The organism is Novacetimonas sp. GS1, assembly GCF_036686925.1.
GTDB lineage: Bacteria > Pseudomonadota > Alphaproteobacteria > Acetobacterales > Acetobacteraceae > Novacetimonas > Novacetimonas hansenii.
The window spans coordinates 1,598,510-1,617,848 of sequence record NZ_VSZP01000001.1 but is presented as its reverse complement, the minus strand read 5'-3'; the positions used below and the strand labels follow the sequence as shown (position 1 = coordinate 1,617,848).

Genomic DNA, 19,339 nt, shown 5'->3' with positions numbered 1-19,339 from the left:
TCGGGGTGCATAGTGGTCTCAGGCACCATGCCTGTGAATGGCTGCATCTTTCTCCCTCATGTCCGTCAACGGACCTTCCTCTCCCCCCCAATCATGACCCTTCAAACATATCAACCGGGCGTAACAGCAGCATTTGCACGAGATATTGCGAAAGCCGCGGTTCAAGCCCATCGGAGGAAAAAATCCCGGCGATGTAACCGTCTGGACGCACGAGCACCCACTGACCGGGGTCGATCCCGTATGCCTCGGCAATATGGCCATTATCGTCGACGAGTTCCTGCCCCGCGCCGACGGTGACGATACGGATCCCTGCGATGCCCGACGGGCGGTCACGTGGCTGATAGCCGAGCAAGGTCCAGTAAGGCCCTTTAAAAACCGTGAACAGCCGTGTCCGCTGCCCACCCTGTCCGCGACAGGGTGCATCGGGTGCGCGGTCGCCCGCCTGCACTTTGCCGCCCACCGAACCGGGTACGTTCAACGATGAACCGCGATAGCCGAGGTCGAGTTGCCGCGCCTCGCGATCACGCCGCATGATGCCCTGCTTTGCTTCACCGAGCAGTCGCGTCGAGAGACGCAGCATGTTCGACGCGACCGGCCGGCGCTCCGCCTCGTAGCTGTCGAGCAGCGCTTCTGGTGCACCCGCAAGCACGGAGGCCAGCTTCCAGCCGAAATTATAGGCGTCCTGAACGCTGGTATTGAGACCCTGAGCACCGGTTGGCGGGTGCACATGCGCGGCGTCCCCCGCGATAAAGACCCGCCCAACCCTGTAACGATCGGCCAGACGGGCACTCATTACATAGACCGAGGACCAGGACACGGAGCGGACGATAATGTCCCCTCTGCCAGTCCGGGCCCCGATGAGCGCAGTCAGCCCGGCCGGAGACAGATCGATCTCTCCATCCATGGCTACGGGGGCCTGAAGCTGGAACAGGTCCGTTCCCGCCAATGGACAGATCATCACCTGTGTCGCGGGCGTATCGAGCTGGAAACGATGCCAGGCGGACCGATCCAACCCTTCCAGCCGCACGTCGGCAACGATCGCACGCACACCCAGTGCTTCTCCCGGAAAATCAATCGCCAATGCATGACGCACGAAACTGCGGCCACCATCGGTTCCAACAAGGAAGCGGGCACGGATAACTTGCTCGCTGCCTTTCCCTTCGATCCTTGCCGTAACGCCATTGGCGTCCTGTTCAAACCCGGTCAGCCGTATCCCAAAGTGGGGATGATGGCCCAGTTCGGCAAGCCGCTCCCGCATGACGGCCTCGGTTGCGAACTGCGGCAGCATCAGCGGCGCAGCATAGGGCTCGGCTGCGGTCGGGAAGACGTCCGCTTCCGTCAGAAGCGACGTCGTATGGGTTCCATCAGGGCGATACTGACACAGTGGTGGATAGGGGCCGCCTGCTGCGGCCATACGGTCAACGAAGCCAAGATCTTCAAAAATCTCCATCGTCCGGGGCTGGATGCCCTTGCCGCGCGATCCGTTGAACGGCTGCGCGTTCTGCTCGATCAGTTGGAACGAAACCCCGCGTCGGGCGAGGTCGATGGCAAGTGTCAGGCCTGCGGCCCCCGCACCCGAGATCAGGACGTCTGTATCGAAAGACACTGGCAACTCCACGAATCAATGTGTATTATTCACGTATATGGCATTGATACCAAAGGCAACGATAAACGTGAATAATGCACACGATTCTGAAATCCTGTGCGGGCTGCATACCGCGATCATTGACCTTGTCGATGAAATCAACCGCCCCCGCCGTGACGATCGCCTGATCGAAGAAGCCGGAATTCCTCTGGATCGCGCCCTTTTCCCGCTTCTGGCACGGGTATGGCGTTACGGTCCTATCGGCGTTGTCGAGCTCGCGGACCGTACTGGGCGTGATCATACGACGATCAGCCGACAAATGAGCAAGCTTGAAGAACTGGATCTTATTGAGCGCAAGCCATCCATAACGGATAGGCGTGTTCGCGAAGCGACAGTGACTGGAAAGGGACAGGAAATGATCGACCTACTGAACGCGGCCCGTCAGAGACTGGCGGACCGCATTCTCGCCGATTGGACCGATGAAGACCTCGATCAGTTGAGGACACTTTTGCGGCGCTTTGCTGACGATCTGATGCGATGATAACTCCAGTGCAAATCTGTCATCAAAATCAAAGTCGCTTGCTTCTCTTGTAAAGCTGTATGTCGTCTTCAATTACGAAACAGACAGGCGATAAACGCTTTCATGTCGGACGTTCACTCGTATCGGATATTTTTCATAAAGCAGGCATCACCGCACACAGGATGCATCAGTTGATACTGAGTGCAGAATTCAGAACAAATAAAGAATAATGCGTTTTTATACCTTACAAAGGCATTATTGATGATCCGCGCTATCCTAAGCCTGCTTTGCGCCGTCTGCTGCACACGCGGGCACCAAGCCGGAGTCTTTGAAGGAACTGTCTTACAACGACAATACGATGTTCAACGAGGAGCTTAATGGAAAGGCGTTTCTCAATGGGCGATTGATCGTGCGCGTCGCGCGTGTTTCGACTACAGATCTGGAGCTATGAAATGGAGGACGCGTTTGTAGAGCGCGCCCGGCCGACACTCCAGTTGGCTTACATGCTGCTGCTCTATACCGTTCAGCGACCGAGCGACGTGCTGTCCATGGATGCGTCGCTGATTTCGGAACGCAATGGGCGCCTGTTCATTGCCCTGCGCCAGTCCAAGACGGGCACGCTGCTGGATGTTCCCATCCATGAAAGGCTGGCGAGTCGCATCCGTGAACGGATGCGACAGATCGAGCAGGAAACGCCAGGCAGGACCGGCAGGAGGGTCGGCCGGACAGGCAGCCCTGCCCCCCGACTGCTGGTGCCAAGCCCGACGGGCCGGCCCTGGGCCCGACGCAATTTCAGCCGTGCGTGGGACCAGGTCGTGCGACAGATGGCGTTCAGCACGGCGAAGCAGTTGTTCAAAGAGGGCCTGACGAAGGACGAAGTCCGCGCCCACCTTCAGGAAAATCATCGCCAGCGCCGTGACCTGCGCCGCACCGGGATCGTGCGCCTGGCCGAGGCGGGGGCCACGACACCCCAGATCGCCTCCATCAGCGGTCACGGCATCGACTACTGCCAGAGAATCATCGACACGTACCTGCCCCGACGCACCGAGGTCGCGATCGCTGGCATGCAACTGTGGGAGCGGCACCAGGACCGCAAGATCAGCAAGGTCGTCTCGATTGCAGCAACACGCGGACGTCTGGGATGACCCATGATGCATGTGCACACCATCTGCAAACCACATGCCAATCGTGCAAACTTTTTTTGAAGGCTAAGTCATTGAAAAATGGCGCGCCCTGTTGGATTCGAACCAACGACCCACAGCTTAGAAGGCTGTTGCTCTATCCAACTGAGCTAAGGGCGCGGAGCACCGCCTTGTGCCAGATGGAAGCTAGTGCGTCCAGTTCTGGATACGGTCGGAACGGAAATTATCGGCATAAGCCTTGGGCCTGCGCACACGTGGAACAGGCAGTTCCAGATCATAGCCAATATTATTGTGCCGGGCATAGGCGACGGCAGCATCCTGTGTTGGGAACTGCAGGCGCAATTGCGATAATGTATCGCGGCTGCCGGTCCATCCCATCAGGGCATCAACATGCCGGGGCTGCGTCTGACCATATTCCAGCACCCATGTATGGGTATTGGCCTGACCCGACTGTGTGGCTGTCTTTGCTTCCTGGTAAATCCGGGCACGCATTAAAACGATCTCCCATTATGGTGGTCGGGGCGCCCGGACTCGAACCGGGGGCCTCGTGTACCCAAAACACGCGCGCTACCAGGCTGCGCCACGCCCCGTCACCATGTGGGGGAAACTATGTGTCATTGGCCGCGCTGGCAAGCACCTTATTGAAAAAAGTATCGCTTTGCCCCCTTTGATGACAACCCGCACGGCCATGAAAACACGGTGTGACGACAACGCATTCCCGTGAACGCCACGTATAACGCCACATATTATGCCATGCCACCGCGCCAGATTGGGTCAGGATCTGGGGGTATCATCCCTGCGTGCCAGGGGCGGGATAAACAGCGGCGCGGTATCCCACGGGAACAGCACCCATGTTTCCTGCGGCACCTCCACCACGAACAGGTCCGTCAGGGACCGGCCGGCAGGTTTCGCATACAGGCATGCGAACAGCGCCTTGGGCAGCAGCCCGCGCACGACCTGCGCCGTAACGCCAGAATCCACCAGATCGTCGATAATCAGGAAACCTTCCCCGTCGCCTGCGGCCTCCGGCTGCTTGATGACGGTCGCGCTGCCCTGCTTTTCCTCGTCATAGGTGACGACGGACACCGTCTCGATCAGGCGGCAATCCAGTTCCCGCGCAATGATCGCAGCCGGGATCAGGCCGCCGCGCGTAATCGCCACAATCCCCCGGAATGGGCCACGCGGCATAAGCTCCGCCGCCAACTGGCGGGCGTCGCGATGAAGCTGGTCCCACGTAACAGTTGCATAACTGGTTGCCATCAGAACAGTTTTCCTCCGTCGGGGACGCGACTGTCCGGACGGATCAATACCGCCTCCCCTTTCTGGTCACGCATGCTCAGGGTCAGGACCTCGCTCCGGAACGGGCCGATCTGGCGTGGCGGCACATTGACAATCGCACAGACCTGCCGCCCCGCCAGCCGTGATGGCGTATAGCGGTGATTGACCCGCACGGCCGACGTGCGTGCGCCAATATGCGGCCCGAAATCGATTCGCAGCCGATAGGTGTCACGATACGTATCGGGAAGCGGGCTTGCCTCCAGTATCGTGCCGACCCGGATATCAAGGTGCCCGTCCATCCCGGCACCGGCGGAAACATCCGGTGCGGACATGTCCGGTACGGGGGGCTGCGCAAGGTCTGTCATGGGAATGTTTCTGCCTGTGTTCGCGTCATCTTGTAAACCTGCGATCATTCCTTTTCGATAGGGAATTCGTGTCGAATTCACCCCTCTGGCTGCTATAGCTTAGGGCATCATGACGCGATCGAAGAATTTTCCCGCCCCACCGGGAAACATCCCCCCGCCGGCCCACGCCACCAACACCGCCAATGCGCGCCCCGACGCGCACAACATTGCAGGGGATTGCGCCGGTGGCACCCCCACACCGCCACCAGGCCGGCTGGTGCATCATCCCGGCCTTCTGGCGTTCCTGATGGCGCGGACGTCATCTTCCTTTTCATCATGCGTGCAGGCGGTGGCGGTGGGCTGGCAGATCTATGCCCTGACCCACAGCGCGCGCGCCCTTGCGATGGTGGGACTGGCGCAGTTCCTGCCCATGATCTGCCTGACCATGGTGGCGGGACATGCGGCCGACCATATGAACCGCCGCCGCATCGCCATGACATGCCAGGCGGTCGAGGCCACCTCCGCACTGGTGATGGCCATCGCCGCATTCGGGGGATGGACGACACCGGGCATGATCTACGCCATGGTCATGGTCTTCGGCGCGGCGCGGGCATTTGAAATGCCATGCCAGCAGACCTTCCTTCCCTCCATCGTGCCACCGCACATGTTTCCACGCGCCGCCGCGGTCTCATCCTCCCTGTTCCAGGCGGCGGCGGTGACGGGGCCTTCGGTGGGGGGGCTGCTTTACGGTGCGGGGGCGGGCGTGTGCTATATGGTCTGCGCGCTTGGCTTTGGCATGGCCATGCTGGGCACGTTCCTCCTTCCCCTGCGCAACATGGCACGGGCACGCCAGCCGCTGTCGGTTTCCATGTTCATGGAGGTCTGGCATTTCATGCGTGAACGCCCCGACATGCTGGGGGCGATTTCACTGGACCTGTTCGCCGTGCTCCTCGGTGGGGCGACGGCCATGCTGCCTGTCTATGCCAGCGACATCCTGCATGCAGGCCCCACCGGGCTGGGCCTGCTGCGGGCGGCACCGGCCATGGGGGCTGTCGCGTGTGCCCTGTTCTTTGTGTGGAAACCACTCAACAAACATGCGGGCGCCTTCATGTTCGCCGCCGTCGCGACATTTGGCGTGGCAACCATCGTCTTCGCCTTTTCCACCTCCATGCCGCTGTCGATCTTTGCGCTGGCGGTCCTTGGGGCGGCCGATGTCATCAGCGTGGTCGTACGTGGGGCGCTGGTACAGCTACGCACGCCCGATTCCATGCGTGGGCGCGTCTCCGCCGTCAACATGCTGTTTATCGGGTCATCCAACCAACTGGGGGAATTCGAAAGCGGGATGCTGGCATCACTTGTCGGCCCGGTGGAGGCCGTGGCGCTGGGCGGGGCGGGCACCATCGTGGTCACGTTGCTGTGGATGCGGATGTTTCCCGGCCTGCGCCGCCTCGACCGGCTGGATGATATCCATGCGGACTGATCCGCAACAAAATTACACGCTCCACGAGTATGTTTTTTATTGCATATCAGGAATGCGTTATGCTCATCTTGTGATGGACGCCCATCAAAGTGCGGCCACCATCAAGGAGAAGGTGACATGTATCAGTTCACGGACATGCTCTTTGCAAAAACGAATATTCTGATGGGGCAGCTTAAACACGAAATTGGACGTGCTGCCGGCAGCAGAAACCTTCAGGCGCGGGGCATCGCGCAGAAACGTCGCGGCCGTCGCCATACCGAACGGGTGGACCGTATCCACCAGGCCATCCTTGAACAGGGCGGGGCCTATGACCTGGGACGGGACCGCCGCGCCCACCTGATCCGCTTTCAGTAACGCCGCGTTCGGCATTTCCCCCTTACAATGGCCCCGGCACTGCGCATGCAGGTCGGGGCTTTTCCATGGAAAGGCCACGCAGTCGGCAATCTCCTAGATCTACAGAATATTTCTGCATTTTCCAAAAAGACCTTAATCCTCATCAGTGCATGTTCGGACAGTGTGCATGATGCACATCAATCCGGATGGAAAACACACTGCCCCCCTGATACCCGCAGGCGCACCTGCCAATGGAAGGCGGAAAAGGACATGCCCTCCCGCGATATGCGTCTCCACCCCAATCCGCCTGATCCCACATGCCCTACAGGCACAGAAGTGACCTATGACCGATCTCTGTGCATGAAGATGCACAGAGCGGTCGTGGAATGGCACGAGCCATAGCCCCTGCCTTCATTCCATATGCCATCCCATTCCCATACCGGCGATGGAAACGGGCATAAGCCATGGCAGAAACACCAGATATACAGATGGAATTTTCATCTTCCCCTCCCCGGTCGGAGCGTTCAGGCAGTATCAGATGCGCGCAGTTGCCGCTTTTTACGATCGCGCGCGCACAGGGGCACGATCACCTTCAGGATTTCCATCGCGGCGGGAGAAGACAAACCAGTCTCCTCCGAAAATTTCCTGATTTCCTCAGGGGAAAACAGGGCATGGATCATGCTTTCGGTCGTAGGTGCAGGATTGTCGCGCTCCTGCCACTGTGACACGGCATCGAACACATCGGGGGTGCGGGAACGCGTCTCCAGCCGTGTGGGCTGGTCCTTGCGCGTGATGGGCCCCAGCATTTCATTGAGCACGGTAATCAGGCCCGACTGATCGCCCGTCGCACCGGTCAGGAAATCACCCGCACGGGTAAAGAAATTGGATTCGGTCATTGAGTGTCTCCCCTTTCTGGGAATTACATCGGATGACCTGTGATGAACGTCGCCTCATATGAAGGAGTTTCGCACGGACCGGGACGGGGCTGTTCACACTCTCGCGCGATACGCGCGGGGACTGGAACCTGTCATGCGCACACCCGACAAACCCTGTCGAAGCTCTGACACGACCGGGCTAGACAAGGAAACGTGAAAGATTTGAAAGAAAGGGTTTAAAAAGACGTTGCCTTTAACTCTCCACAAATCTTTAGAGACTGTTTGAACCCAAATCATTGATAAAAAATAAGCAAAGTTTTTGGGTGCCGTCTTTTTTTCAAAAAGGCGGCGTCTTCTGAAGCTTTTTAGAAAAAGCTTCACCAAAAAACCTTTATAATTACAGTATGTTATCAAGCCTGACTTTCTAAACAGTCTCTTATGATTTCAGCGCATTACTGGTCCAATTCTTGAAACAGTCTCTAAAACTGTTCAACGCGGCCCACACCTTCAATCGACTTGATCATCTGCGCGATACGTGGCGTCACACGGTAACGTTCGCCTAACGTTACCTCCACATCCCGCGTTTCCGCCACCGAAGGCAGCAGGATAATACGCCCGCGTCCCCCACTATGTCCCTGCAGGATATCACGGATGGGCACAATGGCATCCGCACGGTCGAACCATATCCGCAATTCAGCCGCAGCATCTGCCGCTGCCTGTTCAAGTTCCATCACATCGGACGCGGTAATGCGCAATGCCTCCCCATCCAGTCGCAGTTCCGCCGTTACAACAACTGCATTCCCCGCGCTCAGGATCTCGCGCGAGCGGGACAGGACTTCGGAAAAGAATGTGACCTCGCACCCGCCACTGGCATCCGAAAGGCGGACCCACGCCATCTTGTTACCGGTTCGTGTTGGCCGTTCCTTGCGATCGACCACACATCCCGCGATTTTCACACGCGTAATGCCTGCGGCCGCCGCAGTCTCCAGCCCGGTGGATTTCACAACGCCCAGACGCCGCATCAACGGACCATAGGAATCCAGGGGATGGGCCGTCAGGTGAAAGCCGATGGCGTCGGCCTCCATGTTCAGGCGGTCGAATTCAGGCCAGTCCGGGACCGAAGGCAGGCGCAATGTTTCTTGCGCGGTGGCTTCCCCCCCGCCACCAAACAGGCCGATCTGGCCACTTGCGGCCTCCTGCGCGTGGGACTGCGCACGGCGCAACACCGTTTCGGCTGCGGCACAGGCCTGCGCACGATTGGGCAGGATGGTGTCGAACGCCCCCGCACGTGCCAGGTTTTCCAACTGCATCTTGTTCACATTCCGCGGGTCGATGCGCGCGGCAATATCCGTCATATCGGCGAATGGGCGTTCGCCACGCACGGCGACAAGTGCCTGCATCGCACTCAGCCCCACCTTCTTGACCGCCGCCAGAGCGTAACGGATGCCATATTCCCCATCCGGCAGTTTTTCCACCGTGAAATCCGCATCCGACGCATTGATGTCTGGCGGCAGGACCTTGATGCCCAGACGCTCGGCCTCCTGCCGCAGGGCCGCAAGCTTTTCGGTTTTTTCCCGCGCCAGAGACATGCATGCCGCCAGAAAGGCCACCGGATGATTGGCCTTCATCCATGCCGTCTGGTACGACACCAGCGCATAGGCTGCGGCATGGGATTTGTTAAAGCCATAGTCGGCGAATTTGGCCATCAGGTCGAAAACCTCGACCGCCTTGTCATGCTCGATACCGCGCTTGGTCGCCCCTTCGGTAAAGATCACGCGTTGCTGGTCCATCTCCGCACGGATCTTCTTGCCCATCGCACGACGCAGCAGATCCGCACCGCCAAGGCTGTAGCCGGCCATCTTCTGCGCAATCTGCATCACCTGTTCCTGATAGACCATGATGCCATAGGTCTCGGACAGGATATCGCGGATTTCCTCGTGCGGGGGCTCCCATGCCTCCCCATGCTTGCGCCTGCAATAATCGGGGATGTTGGCCATCGGACCCGGTCGGTACAACGCCACCGCCGCGATCAGATCCTCCAGCCGGGTCGGGCGCATCTGCTTGAGCACGTCGCGCATGCCCGCCCCTTCGAACTGGAACACCCCGCCGGTATCACCGCGCGCCAGCATGTCATAGGTCAGCGCATCATCCAGCGGCAATGCGGCAAGGTCCACTGTCACGCCCAGCCGCTCAAGGAACTGCGCCGCGCGTTGCAGGATCGTCAGGGTTGTCAGGCCAAGGAAGTCGAACTTGACCAGTCCCGCCTGCTCCACGAACTTCATGTTGTACTGCGTGACCAGCATGTCGCTTTTTGGATCGCGATACAGCGGCACAAGCTCCACAAGCTCACGATCCCCGATCACGACACCGGCTGCGTGCGTACTGGCATGCCGGAACAGCCCCTCCAGTTGAAGGGCGATTTCCATCAGGCGGCGCAATGTCTCGTCATTGTCGCGCATTTCCTGAAGACGTGGCTCCCCGTCGATTGCCTGTTTCAGGGTAACAGGCTTGGCCGGGTTATTGGGGATCAGTTCGGCAACCTTGTTGACCATGCCGAACGACAGGCCAAGCACCCGCCCCACGTCGCGCACTGCGGCGCGGGCTTGCAACTTTCCAAACGTAATGATCTGCGCCACACGGTCGGGGCCATATTCCTGCCGGACATAACGGATGACCTCGTCACGTCGGTCCTGACAGAAATCAATATCAAAGTCAGGCATCGACACGCGTTCGGGATTAAGGAACCGTTCAAACAGCAGGTTGAACGGAATCGGGTCGATATCCGTAATCGTCAGCGCCCATGCCGCAAGCGATCCCGCACCCGACCCACGTCCCGGCCCGACCGGAATGTCATGCGCCTTTGCCCACTGGATGAAGTCCGCAACGATCATGAAATAGCCCGGAAATCCCATACGGGCGATAATATCCAGCTCGAAAGCCAACCGCTCCTCATAGGTCTGGCGTGTCTGTTCATCAATATCCATGCGCGCAAGGCGACGTTCCAGGCCGTCGCGCGCCATGCTGCGCAAGGTTTCATCCTCTGTCGCACCGGGCGCCACCTTGGGGCAGACCGGCAGCAACGGTTTGCGCGTCTCCACCTTGATCGCGCACAGGCGCGCAATTTCCAGCGTGTTGTCGCAGGCCTCTGGCAGGTCCGCGAACAGTTCACGCATCATGTGCGGCGGCTTGAACCAGTGTTCGGGCGTTACACGCCAGCGATCCTGTTCAGCCATCGTACGCCCCTGCGCAATGCACAGCAGGGCATCATGCGCCTCGTACATATCCGGTCGGGGAAAGAAACATTCGTTCGTCGCCACCAGCGGAATACCCGCACGATCCGCCAGTGCGATCATCCCCGGTTCCACCGCACGTTCGACCGACAGGCCATGACGATGCAGTTCCACCGCCATATACCGCCCGAATGCCGCATGCAGTCGTGCCAGCAGCCGCGCGGCATCCGCCTCCAACCCTTCGGCCAGCATGCGAAACAGCGGCCCGCGCGTGCCGCCCGTCATCAGGAACAGCCCGTCCGCACGATCGCATAGTATGTCGAGCGGTACCGTCGGTTCATCCGTTTCATGCTGCAAAAACCCGGCCGAGGACAGGTATTGCAGGTTCATCAGGCCGGTTTCATTCCGCGCCAGCAGGACCATCGGTTCGGCGGGGCTGCCGGGTTTGTCACACCGCGCAGGCAGTGCGATCTGGCAGCCGATGATGGGCTGTATCCCCTTTTTGGAACAATATTGCGAAAATTCCAGCGCACCGAACATGTTGCCCGTATCGGTAATTGCAACACCGGGCATGCGCATTTCATGCGCAAGGCTGATGATTTCAGGAACGCGGATCGCCCCCTGACTCAACGAATAGGCGGAATGGACACGCAGGTGGATGAAATTGGCATGGGACATGCCCGCATTCTATCGCAGCGTGCAAGGGTGCGGCAACGCCCCATGCGCCGGTTATGCGGTGGTGGGCGCGACCTCCACCAACTGCCCATCCCGCAATGTCACGATACGATCCATGCGCACCGCAAGGTCCATGTTATGTGTGGCGATCAGGGCCGCGACCCCATGATCGCGCACCATCGCAATCAGCGCGTCGAACACCGTGTCGGATGTCTGCACATCCAGGTTGCCGGTCGGTTCATCCGCCAGCAGGATGCGCGGACGGTTCGCCAACGCACGCGCAATGGCCACGCGCTGTTTCTCCCCCCCCGACAGCTTGCCCGGCAGGTGATCCAGCCGGTGCGACAGCCCGAACGCACCCAGCAGTTCGTCGGCCCGTTCACGCGCATGGCGGCGCGACACACCTGCGATCATCTGCGGCAGGATAACGTTTTCCCGCGCGGTGAATTCCGCCAGCAGATGATGGAACTGATAGACGAAGCCAATGCGATCACGCCGGATTTCCGTACGCTGCATGTCATTGAGCCGCCCGGCATCAACACCGTCGATTACCACGCGCCCCGCATCGGGATATTCCAACAGCCCGGCCAGATGCAGCAACGTGGACTTACCCGTGCCCGACGGCGCGACAAGGGCCACGATCTCGCCCGGATGCAGCACCAGATCCGCGCCATCAAGGACGCACAAGGTTTCCTCCCCACTGCGATAGGAACGGCTGACCTGCTCAAGCCTCAGCGGCAGGGAGGACATCGGTTCATTCATGGCGCAGGGCCTCCACCGGGTCGGTCCGCGCCGCCCGCCATGATGGATACAGCGTCGCCAGCAGCGACAGCACAAGCGCCATGGCAATCACCTCGAACACCTGCGCCCACACCAGCTTTGCCGGCAGGTGTTCGAGGTAGTACACCTCCGGATTGAATAGGTCGGTGCCGGTGATCTTCTGCAATCCCTGACGGATATGTTCAATGTTAAGGCAGAACACGATTCCCAGCCCTGTCCCCACAAAGGTACCCGTCACGCCCACCGACGCCCCGCACATCAGAAAGATGCGCATGATCGCCCCCCGTGTCGCCCCAAGCGTGCGCAGCACGGCGATATCAGCCGTCTTGTCCTTGACCATCATGATAAGCGACGAAATCACGTTAAACGCCGCGACAAGGATGATAAGCGTCAGGATCAGGAACATGACGTTCTGTTCCACCTGCACCGCACCGAAAAAGGCGTTGTTGCTTTGTGTCCAGTCCATAACGCGCACCTGCGTGCCACCAAGCGCCTGTTCAATATTCGCGCGGATGGGACCGACATTTTCCGCATCATGGGTCATGACCTGGATCTGCGTCACCTGCCGCGGCATCTGGAAATAGATCTGCGCCGCGTGCAGGGGCAGGAAAACATAGCTGGCGTTGTAATCATTCACGCCCGCATCGAAAATCGCAATCACGCGATAGGCCCGGACACGTGGCATCGTGCCAAAGGCCGTCGCCGCCCCATTGGGTGACACCAGCGTCAGGCGCGCGCCTACACTCAGGCCCGCGCGCTCCGCCAGGGTCGTGCCGACGACGATGGTATCGTCCGACCCGAATTCATCCAGGGACCCGGCCACCAGCGACCCGCTGATTTCCTTCAGCCCCTGCAGGTCAGCCTGCGTCATCCCGCGCACAAGGCCACCGGCGTTATAGCCCCCAGAATTAAGCAGCACCTGCGCCTCGATCAGGGGATTTGCGCTTTCGACCCCCGGCACCTTGCGTATCCGCCCCGCCAGCGCGTCATAGTCGGAAATCGTACGCGAAATGCCATAGACGCTAAGATCCCCGTTCAGCCCCAGTATCCGCCCCAGCAGGTCGGCCTTGAACCCGTTCATGACCGACATGACGATAATCAGCGTCGCGACACCAAGCGCGATCCCCACAAGGGAAAAGATCGCAATGACCGACACGAACCGCTCCCCCCGCCGGGCATGCAGGTAACGCCCGGCGACGGCACGTTCAAAGGGACCGAACATGCGGATCAGGTGCCCACGCCAATGCGGGCCAGCACCGCATCAACCGGCAGTTCGCTGCGCTCGCCACTCGCGCGGTTCTTCAGCTCCACCACCCCGGCCTTCGCCCCGCGCGGCCCGACGATGACCTGCCACGGATGGCCCATCAGGTCGGCATCCGCGAACTTCACGCCCGCGCGCTCTGGACGGTCATCATACAGCAGCCGGTCAGGGGCTGCGGCATAAAGCCGTTCGCAGATTTCGTCACACTGCGCATCGCCGTTCTTGAGGTTGATGATGACAGCACCGAAAGGAGCAACCGTTTCAGGCCAGATGATGCCCTGTTCGTCATGGCTGGCCTCGATGATCGCGGCGACAAGGCGCGAAACGCCGATGCCGTATGACCCCATTTCGGGGAACAGCGGTGCGCCATCGGGACCACTGACGGAAATATCCATCGATTCCGTATATTTGCGGCCAAAGTGGAAGATATGCCCCACCTCGATCCCGCGCCCTTCGCGGCGACGCTCGACAGGGACTTTGGCCCATTGCGCCTCGTCATGCTTCTCGTCCGTCGCGGCATAGAACGATGTCATGCGCGCAAAGAACTTCGCCAGCGAGGCACGATCGGCGATATCCACCTCTTCGGAAAGCCAGTCCTGTTCCTCAAACGCGCCATCGAAAAACACGCCGCTTTCGCCCGTGGGGGCAAGGACGAGGAATTCGTGGCTGAGTTCACCGCCGATCGGCCCGGTATCGGCCACCATGGGGATCGCCTTTACACCCAGGCGCTGGAACGTGCGCAGATAGGCCAGCATCATGCGACGGTAGGAATCCACAGCCGCATCATAATCCGCATCAAAGCTGTAGGCGTCCTTCATATAGAACTCACGCCCGCGCATCACACCGAAACGGGGACGCACCTCATCACGGAACTTCCACTGCACGTGATACAATACCTGCGGAAGTTCGCGATAAGACTTGACCACCTGCCCGAACAGGTCCGTCACCATTTCCTCGTTCGTGGGTCCATACAGCAGGTCACGTTCATGGCGGTCACGGATACGCAGCATTTCCGGCCCATAGGCGTCATAACGCCCCGAACGCTTCCATAATTCGGAAGACTGCAACGTGGGCATCAGCATTTCCTGTGCCCCGATGGCGTCCTGCTCTGCACGCACGATGTTGGCGATGTTGCGCAGGACCTTCAGGCCCGCTGGCAGCCACGCATAAATCCCGGCGGAAGTCTGGCGGATCAGGCCAGCCCGCAGCATCAGGCGGTGCGAGGTGATCTGCGCCTCTGCGGGATTTTCCTTGAGTGTGGGCAGAAAACTGCGTGACAGACGCATGTGCGTATCAACCTTATATTCAGAACCGATCCAGATGGCGCGAACCGTAACCCAATAATATGAAGCGTGGAATGGGGCATATGCACGACATGTGGCGGCGGGTTGCATCACCACACCCAAGCGTGATCGAAAACGCCCCTCCGCGCCGTTCAACATCCGCGTGAGGCAGGTGACACGCCACGTGGGCCATGTCTAGATTGTCGCCACGATCCGAGTGTCGAAAACGCCGCCGGGTTTAGGGAAAAAACGTCCTATAAAAAAGAAATGGCAGGAGACGGTGCGCTGTCCCCTGCCATTTCAAATTCACCACCCCGCCGATTACGTGACAGGATGCGACACCATCAGACCCGCAGCAGATGCACGTCCACCAGCGGACGCTTCTGCAGCTTCCGCCCCAGCGCACGGCGCAGGGCCGTCTTGGCCGCATCACGGAACGTCACGTCATTTTCACGCAGTTCGTCAGGAATTTCATCCAGCGCGTTGCCAAACTCTTCCGTCACGCGCGCGGTCTCGGGGTCTTCGGCATCCAGCAGGCCCGGCGCGCTGACCTTCGGGTCCCCGATCAGGTAGCCTTCCTCATCCACCGCAAAACTACCCAGCACGACACCGTTGAACAGCATGCGCCGACGCGCGGACAGCACGCCGCCATTCATCTGCAACAGGCGACCGCCATCAAGGACAAGCCGCCCGGTCGGCGCGGTATCGACAACATCGAAGGACGCATCCTTCATATTGAGGATATCGCCATCCTCCAGCAGGATCGGCGTGATGTCGAGTTCCTGCGCAATCGCGGCATTGGCCGTCAGGTGACGCCATTCGCCATGCACAGGGACAAGGTATTTCGGCTTCACCATTGCATACAGACGGCGCACGTCGCCCCCCGTCGCATGGCCCGATACATGCACCAGATGGTCACGATCGGTAATCACGTTGACCCCGCGCCGCGTCAGGTTGTCCTGCACCTGAATGACCGCCTGCTCGTTCCCCGGGATCATGCGGCTGCTGTAGATGACGTTATCCCCCTCGCCCAGCGAAATGTTGGGATGCGTATCCACCGCGATGCGCGACAGGGCAGAACGTGGTTCGCCCTGGCTGCCGGTCACGATCAGCAGGATCTGATCGTCAGGAACGGAATTGGCTTCCTGCTCCGACAGGAACGGCGCGACGTCGGAAAGATAGCCACACTCACGCGCCGCGACCTCCAGATTACGCAGCGACCGGCCCACGACGGCCACGACACGGTTGGCGGCCTTCGCAGCCTTGGCAATCGTCTCCACGCGCGCGACATTACTGGCGAAACACGTCACCGCGACCCGTCCCTCCAGCGTCGCGATCAGCTTCGTCATTTCCTGGCGGACATCCGCTTCGGATGCCGACGGGCCTTCGGTGCGGACATTGGTGCTGTCGCACACCATCGCCAACACGCCTTCACGGCCCAGCGCCTCGAACGCGGCAATATCGGTCGGCGGTCCCACCAGCGGGTTCGGATCGAACTTCCAGTCACCGGTATGGACCACGATCCCCTGCGGCGTGCGCAGGACAAGGGCCTGTGCCTCGGGCACGGAATGGGTCACGGGAATGAAGCTGAGGTCGAACTCGCCCACGCGGAACGCGCCACCGGTCGGGATCGTATGGATCGGCACCTGCTGGAGCAACTGCGCCTCCCCCAGCTTGCGCCGCAGGACAGCGGCGGCAAACGGCGTGGCATAGACCGGGCAGCCAAGTTGCGGCCACAGATGGGCCACCGCGCCGAGATGATCCTCATGCGCATGGGTGATGACCAGCCCGACAAGATCCTTGCGCCGTTCGGAGATGAAAACCGGATCAGGCAGAAGGATTTCAGCTTCGGGCGTATCGTTGCCGCTGAAGCCGATGCCGCAATCTACCGCCAGCCAGCTTTCGCCCTGACGGTAAAGATTGAGATTCATCCCGATTTCGCCTGTTCCCCCCAGGGGGAGAAATTCCAGTTCAGTCATGTCATTCATATGATACCCTTCTGTTCACTGTTCATATTTCCGTTTTCAGACAGGCAGGGGCGCACCCCCCACCAGAATTCCGTTCCAATGTGCCCCGCCCCGGGGCAAAACCCTTACCCGACGCCACCGCGCGTCACGGTCAATCCCCCCTGCGAAGCCACACCCACATCCCCATGACGACCGCCTGTGGCGGTGCGTCGGCGGGAGCGGGGGCTCAAACGCAGGTCGTATGACCCTCTATACCCATCAATATGGGTATAAGGGATTAACATGTAATCCCCCATGCTCAAACGCATTATGAATTCCGGCCGTTCCATCGCATACGATCCACGACTGCATGCCATGCCACATGCGCTGTCACGCGCGACCGAGCAGGACCTCGCCCGTGGATATGTGCCGGAGACCGTCTGGCGTGCGCAAGAGCAGCAGCCCGTCACCGCCAATGCCTGCGAACGTTCCGCAGATCGTCCCCGTGGCGGACACAACGCGCACCGGTGTGCCGACCGGGTGGGCACGGTGCAGCCATGCCGTGCGGATGGCCCCGAACCCGTCGGTCGCATATCGTGCCATCCAGACGTCAAGCATCGTCAGCACGGCGGACGCCACCTGTCCCACATCGGGTACGGGACCGGCCTGCGCCATGCAGGCAAGTTCGCGTCCCTCGATCACCGGGGCGGCACACAGGTTGGCCCCCATGCCCAGCGACAGCCACCGCCCGTCCCCCTCATCCCCGGCTTCGATCAGGATGCCCGCCATCTTGCACCCGTCAAGCAGCAGGTCATTGGGCCATTTCAGGCCAAGCACATGTCCCGGCCCCACCCATGGGGCCAGGGCATCGTAAAAAGCCAGCCCCGCAATGAATGGCCACAGCCCGACCGGCGCTGTATCCCGGTCCGGACGCAGCAGGACCGACATCGACAGGTTGCCGCCCGGATCGACCCATCCGCGCCCACGGCTGCCCCGCCCCTGTGTCTGTTTCAGCGCAAGGATGGCCAGCCCCCCGGCTGCCCCTTCCCGCGCGCGTTGCAGGCACAGGTCGGATGTAGAGCCCAGTTCCCCATGAATTTCAAGATGCCACGGACCCGCATGGATCCGTGGCACCTCCACGATCGTAACATCCGTGATGGGACGCATTACCTCAGCAATGCCTGCGCCGCAGCCTGCGCCGCAGTCGAAACCGGCCCCAGAACCACGATGAACAGACACGTCACAAGCCCCATGCCCACGGAAATGAACGACAGGGAAACGGGCGGACGATCAAAGGCTTCCTCCGCCGTATCAAAGAACATCACCTTGACAATCCGGACATAGTAATAGGCACCGATGATGCTGCTGATGACGCCAATCGCCGCCAGCGCATACAGATGCGCGTTGATGGCCGCATAGAAAACCATCAATTTGCCAAAAAATCCAGCCAGCGGCGGCGCACCGGCCATGCTGAACATAAAAATGGCCATCGCCGCGGCCATCCCCGGCGCGGTTTTGCCCAGTCCGGCCAGGTCGGAAATGCGCGTCACGGCAAAGCCCTTGCGCCGCATCGCGACAATACCCGCAAATGCGCCGACATTCATGAACAGGTAGGTGACAAGATAGACCAGGGTTCCACGCGTTCCCTCTGGCGTCGCGGCGGCCATGCCCATCATGGCATATCCCATATGCCCGATGGAGGAATACGCCATCAACCGCTTGATATCCGTCTGCGCAATCGCGGCGATGGAACCGAACAGCATGGATGCAACCGACACCAGTTCAATCAGCAGCCGCCACTGTTCCGTCATATGCCCAAACGGCCCGATCATCACCCGCAGCAGCACGGCAAAGGCCGCGATCTTGGGCGCACCGGCCATGTATGCCGTTACAGAGGACGGCGACCCCTGATACACATCAGGCGTCCACATATGGAATGGCACCGCCGACAGCTTGAACGACAATCCGACCAGCATGAAGACGATCCCGATCATCAATCCCGTCGGCAGCGCCGCAGTCCCCGCAACCGCCGTCTGCAAGCCGCCATATTCCAGCGTGCCGGCAAAGCCATATATCAGCGATATACCATACAGCAGCAATCCCGAAGCCAGGGAACCAAGGACAAAATATTTCAGGCCCGCTTCCGCCGCGCGCACCTGGTCACGCGCAAAGGCGCACAGGATATAGATGGCAAGTGACGACAGTTCCAGCCCGACAAACAATGTCATCAGGTTGCCTGACGACGCCATCATCATCGTACCCAGCGTGGAAAACAGGATCAGGACAGGGAATTCAAACTTCGCGACCTCCATTTCCCGTGCATAGCCCACGGTCATCATGGTCGCGAGGAACGCACCACACAGTGACAGGACCTTCATGAAGCGCGCGAAGTCGTCATTTACGAAAATATGGTTGTACCCGACACCGTCGGGCGTGAAGAGCACAAGCAGCCCGGTTATGAAAAATGCCGCCATCACCAGCATGGCACACGGGAAAAACGGATTTTCCCTTTTTTGCACCACGCCAAACACCAAGATGGCGAGGCCTGATATCGCCAGCACGATTTCAGGCAGAGCAAGTGTCCAGTTCATAGGTTCACCCTCGTCA

The 19,339-nt window shown here is 60.0% G+C and carries 16 protein-coding genes and 2 tRNA genes; 4 read left to right on the top strand and 14 right to left on the bottom strand.

The annotated features are described in order from the left end of the window. Nucleotides 1–91 precede the first annotated feature (91 nt). The gene (locus tag FYB92_RS07440; protein ID WP_332828410.1) at nt 92–1,606 is read right to left on the bottom strand and encodes an FAD-dependent oxidoreductase; all 1,515 of its coding nucleotides are present in this window, start codon (nt 1,604–1,606) and stop codon (nt 92–94) included. Nucleotides 1,607–1,673: 67 nt separating this feature from the next. Here FYB92_RS07440 and FYB92_RS07435 point away from each other — a divergent pair, with 67 nt between their 5' ends. Together FYB92_RS07435 and FYB92_RS07430 are read left to right on the top strand one after the other, a co-directional pair. Beyond that, the gene (locus FYB92_RS07435) at nt 1,674–2,126 is read left to right on the top strand and encodes a MarR family transcriptional regulator (RefSeq protein ID WP_332828409.1); all 453 of its coding nucleotides are present in this window, start codon (nt 1,674–1,676) and stop codon (nt 2,124–2,126) included. A gap of 431 nt (nt 2,127–2,557) precedes the next feature. Next, nucleotides 2,558–3,250 carry a tyrosine-type recombinase/integrase gene (locus tag FYB92_RS07430; protein WP_081254521.1) on the top strand — a complete coding sequence of 231 codons (693 nt, stop codon included), beginning with the start codon at nt 2,558–2,560 and terminating at the stop codon, nt 3,248–3,250. Nucleotides 3,251–3,329: 79 nt separating this feature from the next. Here FYB92_RS07430 and FYB92_RS07425 read toward each other — a convergent pair. The 5 genes from FYB92_RS07425 to FYB92_RS07405 form a co-directional block, all read right to left on the bottom strand. Further along, nucleotides 3,330–3,406 (bottom strand) — tRNA-Arg (locus FYB92_RS07425). 27 nt (nt 3,407–3,433) lie between these two features. After that, the gene (locus FYB92_RS07420; RefSeq protein WP_003620694.1) at nt 3,434–3,739 is read right to left on the bottom strand and encodes an ETC complex I subunit; all 306 of its coding nucleotides are present in this window, start codon (nt 3,737–3,739) and stop codon (nt 3,434–3,436) included. 21 nt (nt 3,740–3,760) lie between these two features. Continuing rightward, nucleotides 3,761–3,837, bottom strand: a tRNA-Pro gene (locus tag FYB92_RS07415). Nucleotides 3,838–4,021: 184 nt separating this feature from the next. Continuing rightward, nucleotides 4,022–4,507, bottom strand: coding sequence for a xanthine phosphoribosyltransferase (gpt, locus tag FYB92_RS07410; RefSeq protein WP_003620696.1), 486 nt, complete (start codon nt 4,505–4,507; stop codon nt 4,022–4,024). Next, entirely contained in the window at nt 4,507–4,890 is a 384-nt protein-coding gene (locus FYB92_RS07405) for a tRNA-binding protein (RefSeq protein ID WP_003620698.1), read from the bottom strand. The genes gpt and FYB92_RS07405 overlap by 1 nt, the downstream gene beginning before the upstream one ends. A gap of 109 nt (nt 4,891–4,999) precedes the next feature. Here FYB92_RS07405 and FYB92_RS07400 point away from each other — a divergent pair, with 109 nt between their 5' ends. Continuing rightward, entirely contained in the window at nt 5,000–6,349 is a 1,350-nt protein-coding gene (locus tag FYB92_RS07400; protein ID WP_408902346.1) for an MFS transporter, read from the top strand. Nucleotides 6,350–6,466: 117 nt separating this feature from the next. Further along, on the top strand, nt 6,467–6,703 hold the full coding sequence (locus tag FYB92_RS07395; protein ID WP_048859340.1) for a CsbD family protein: 237 nt from the start codon (nt 6,467–6,469) through the stop codon (nt 6,701–6,703). A gap of 503 nt (nt 6,704–7,206) precedes the next feature. Here FYB92_RS07395 and FYB92_RS07390 read toward each other — a convergent pair. The 8 genes from FYB92_RS07390 to nuoN all read right to left on the bottom strand — a co-directional run bounded on the left by FYB92_RS07390 (nt 7,207) and on the right by nuoN (nt 19,323). Further along, the gene (locus tag FYB92_RS07390) at nt 7,207–7,578 is read right to left on the bottom strand and encodes a hypothetical protein (protein WP_075595098.1); all 372 of its coding nucleotides are present in this window, start codon (nt 7,576–7,578) and stop codon (nt 7,207–7,209) included. A gap of 458 nt (nt 7,579–8,036) precedes the next feature. After that, nucleotides 8,037–11,465, bottom strand: a complete 3,429-nt coding sequence (dnaE, locus tag FYB92_RS07385; protein ID WP_062809064.1) for a DNA polymerase III subunit alpha — start codon at nt 11,463–11,465, stop codon at nt 8,037–8,039. Nucleotides 11,466–11,516: 51 nt separating this feature from the next. Further along, a complete protein-coding gene (locus tag FYB92_RS07380; RefSeq protein ID WP_332828408.1) occupies nt 11,517–12,224 on the bottom strand; it encodes an ABC transporter ATP-binding protein in 708 nt (235 codons plus the stop codon). Beyond that, a complete protein-coding gene (locus FYB92_RS07375; RefSeq protein WP_332828407.1) occupies nt 12,217–13,464 on the bottom strand; it encodes a lipoprotein-releasing ABC transporter permease subunit in 1,248 nt (415 codons plus the stop codon). Before FYB92_RS07375 ends, FYB92_RS07380 begins: the two co-directional genes overlap by 8 nt. 5 nt (nt 13,465–13,469) lie before the next feature. Further along, the gene (gene proS / locus FYB92_RS07370; protein ID WP_062809915.1) at nt 13,470–14,789 is read right to left on the bottom strand and encodes a proline--tRNA ligase; all 1,320 of its coding nucleotides are present in this window, start codon (nt 14,787–14,789) and stop codon (nt 13,470–13,472) included. A 341-nt stretch (nt 14,790–15,130) separates the two neighbouring features. Further along, entirely contained in the window at nt 15,131–16,774 is a 1,644-nt protein-coding gene (locus tag FYB92_RS07365; RefSeq protein ID WP_062809066.1) for a ribonuclease J, read from the bottom strand. Nucleotides 16,775–17,122: 348 nt separating this feature from the next. Then, the gene (locus FYB92_RS07360) at nt 17,123–17,899 is read right to left on the bottom strand and encodes a biotin--[acetyl-CoA-carboxylase] ligase (RefSeq protein ID WP_003620709.1); all 777 of its coding nucleotides are present in this window, start codon (nt 17,897–17,899) and stop codon (nt 17,123–17,125) included. Next, entirely contained in the window at nt 17,899–19,323 is a 1,425-nt protein-coding gene (gene nuoN / locus FYB92_RS07355) for an NADH-quinone oxidoreductase subunit NuoN (protein WP_003620711.1), read from the bottom strand. Before nuoN ends, FYB92_RS07360 begins: the two co-directional genes overlap by 1 nt. Nucleotides 19,324–19,339 lie beyond the last annotated feature (16 nt).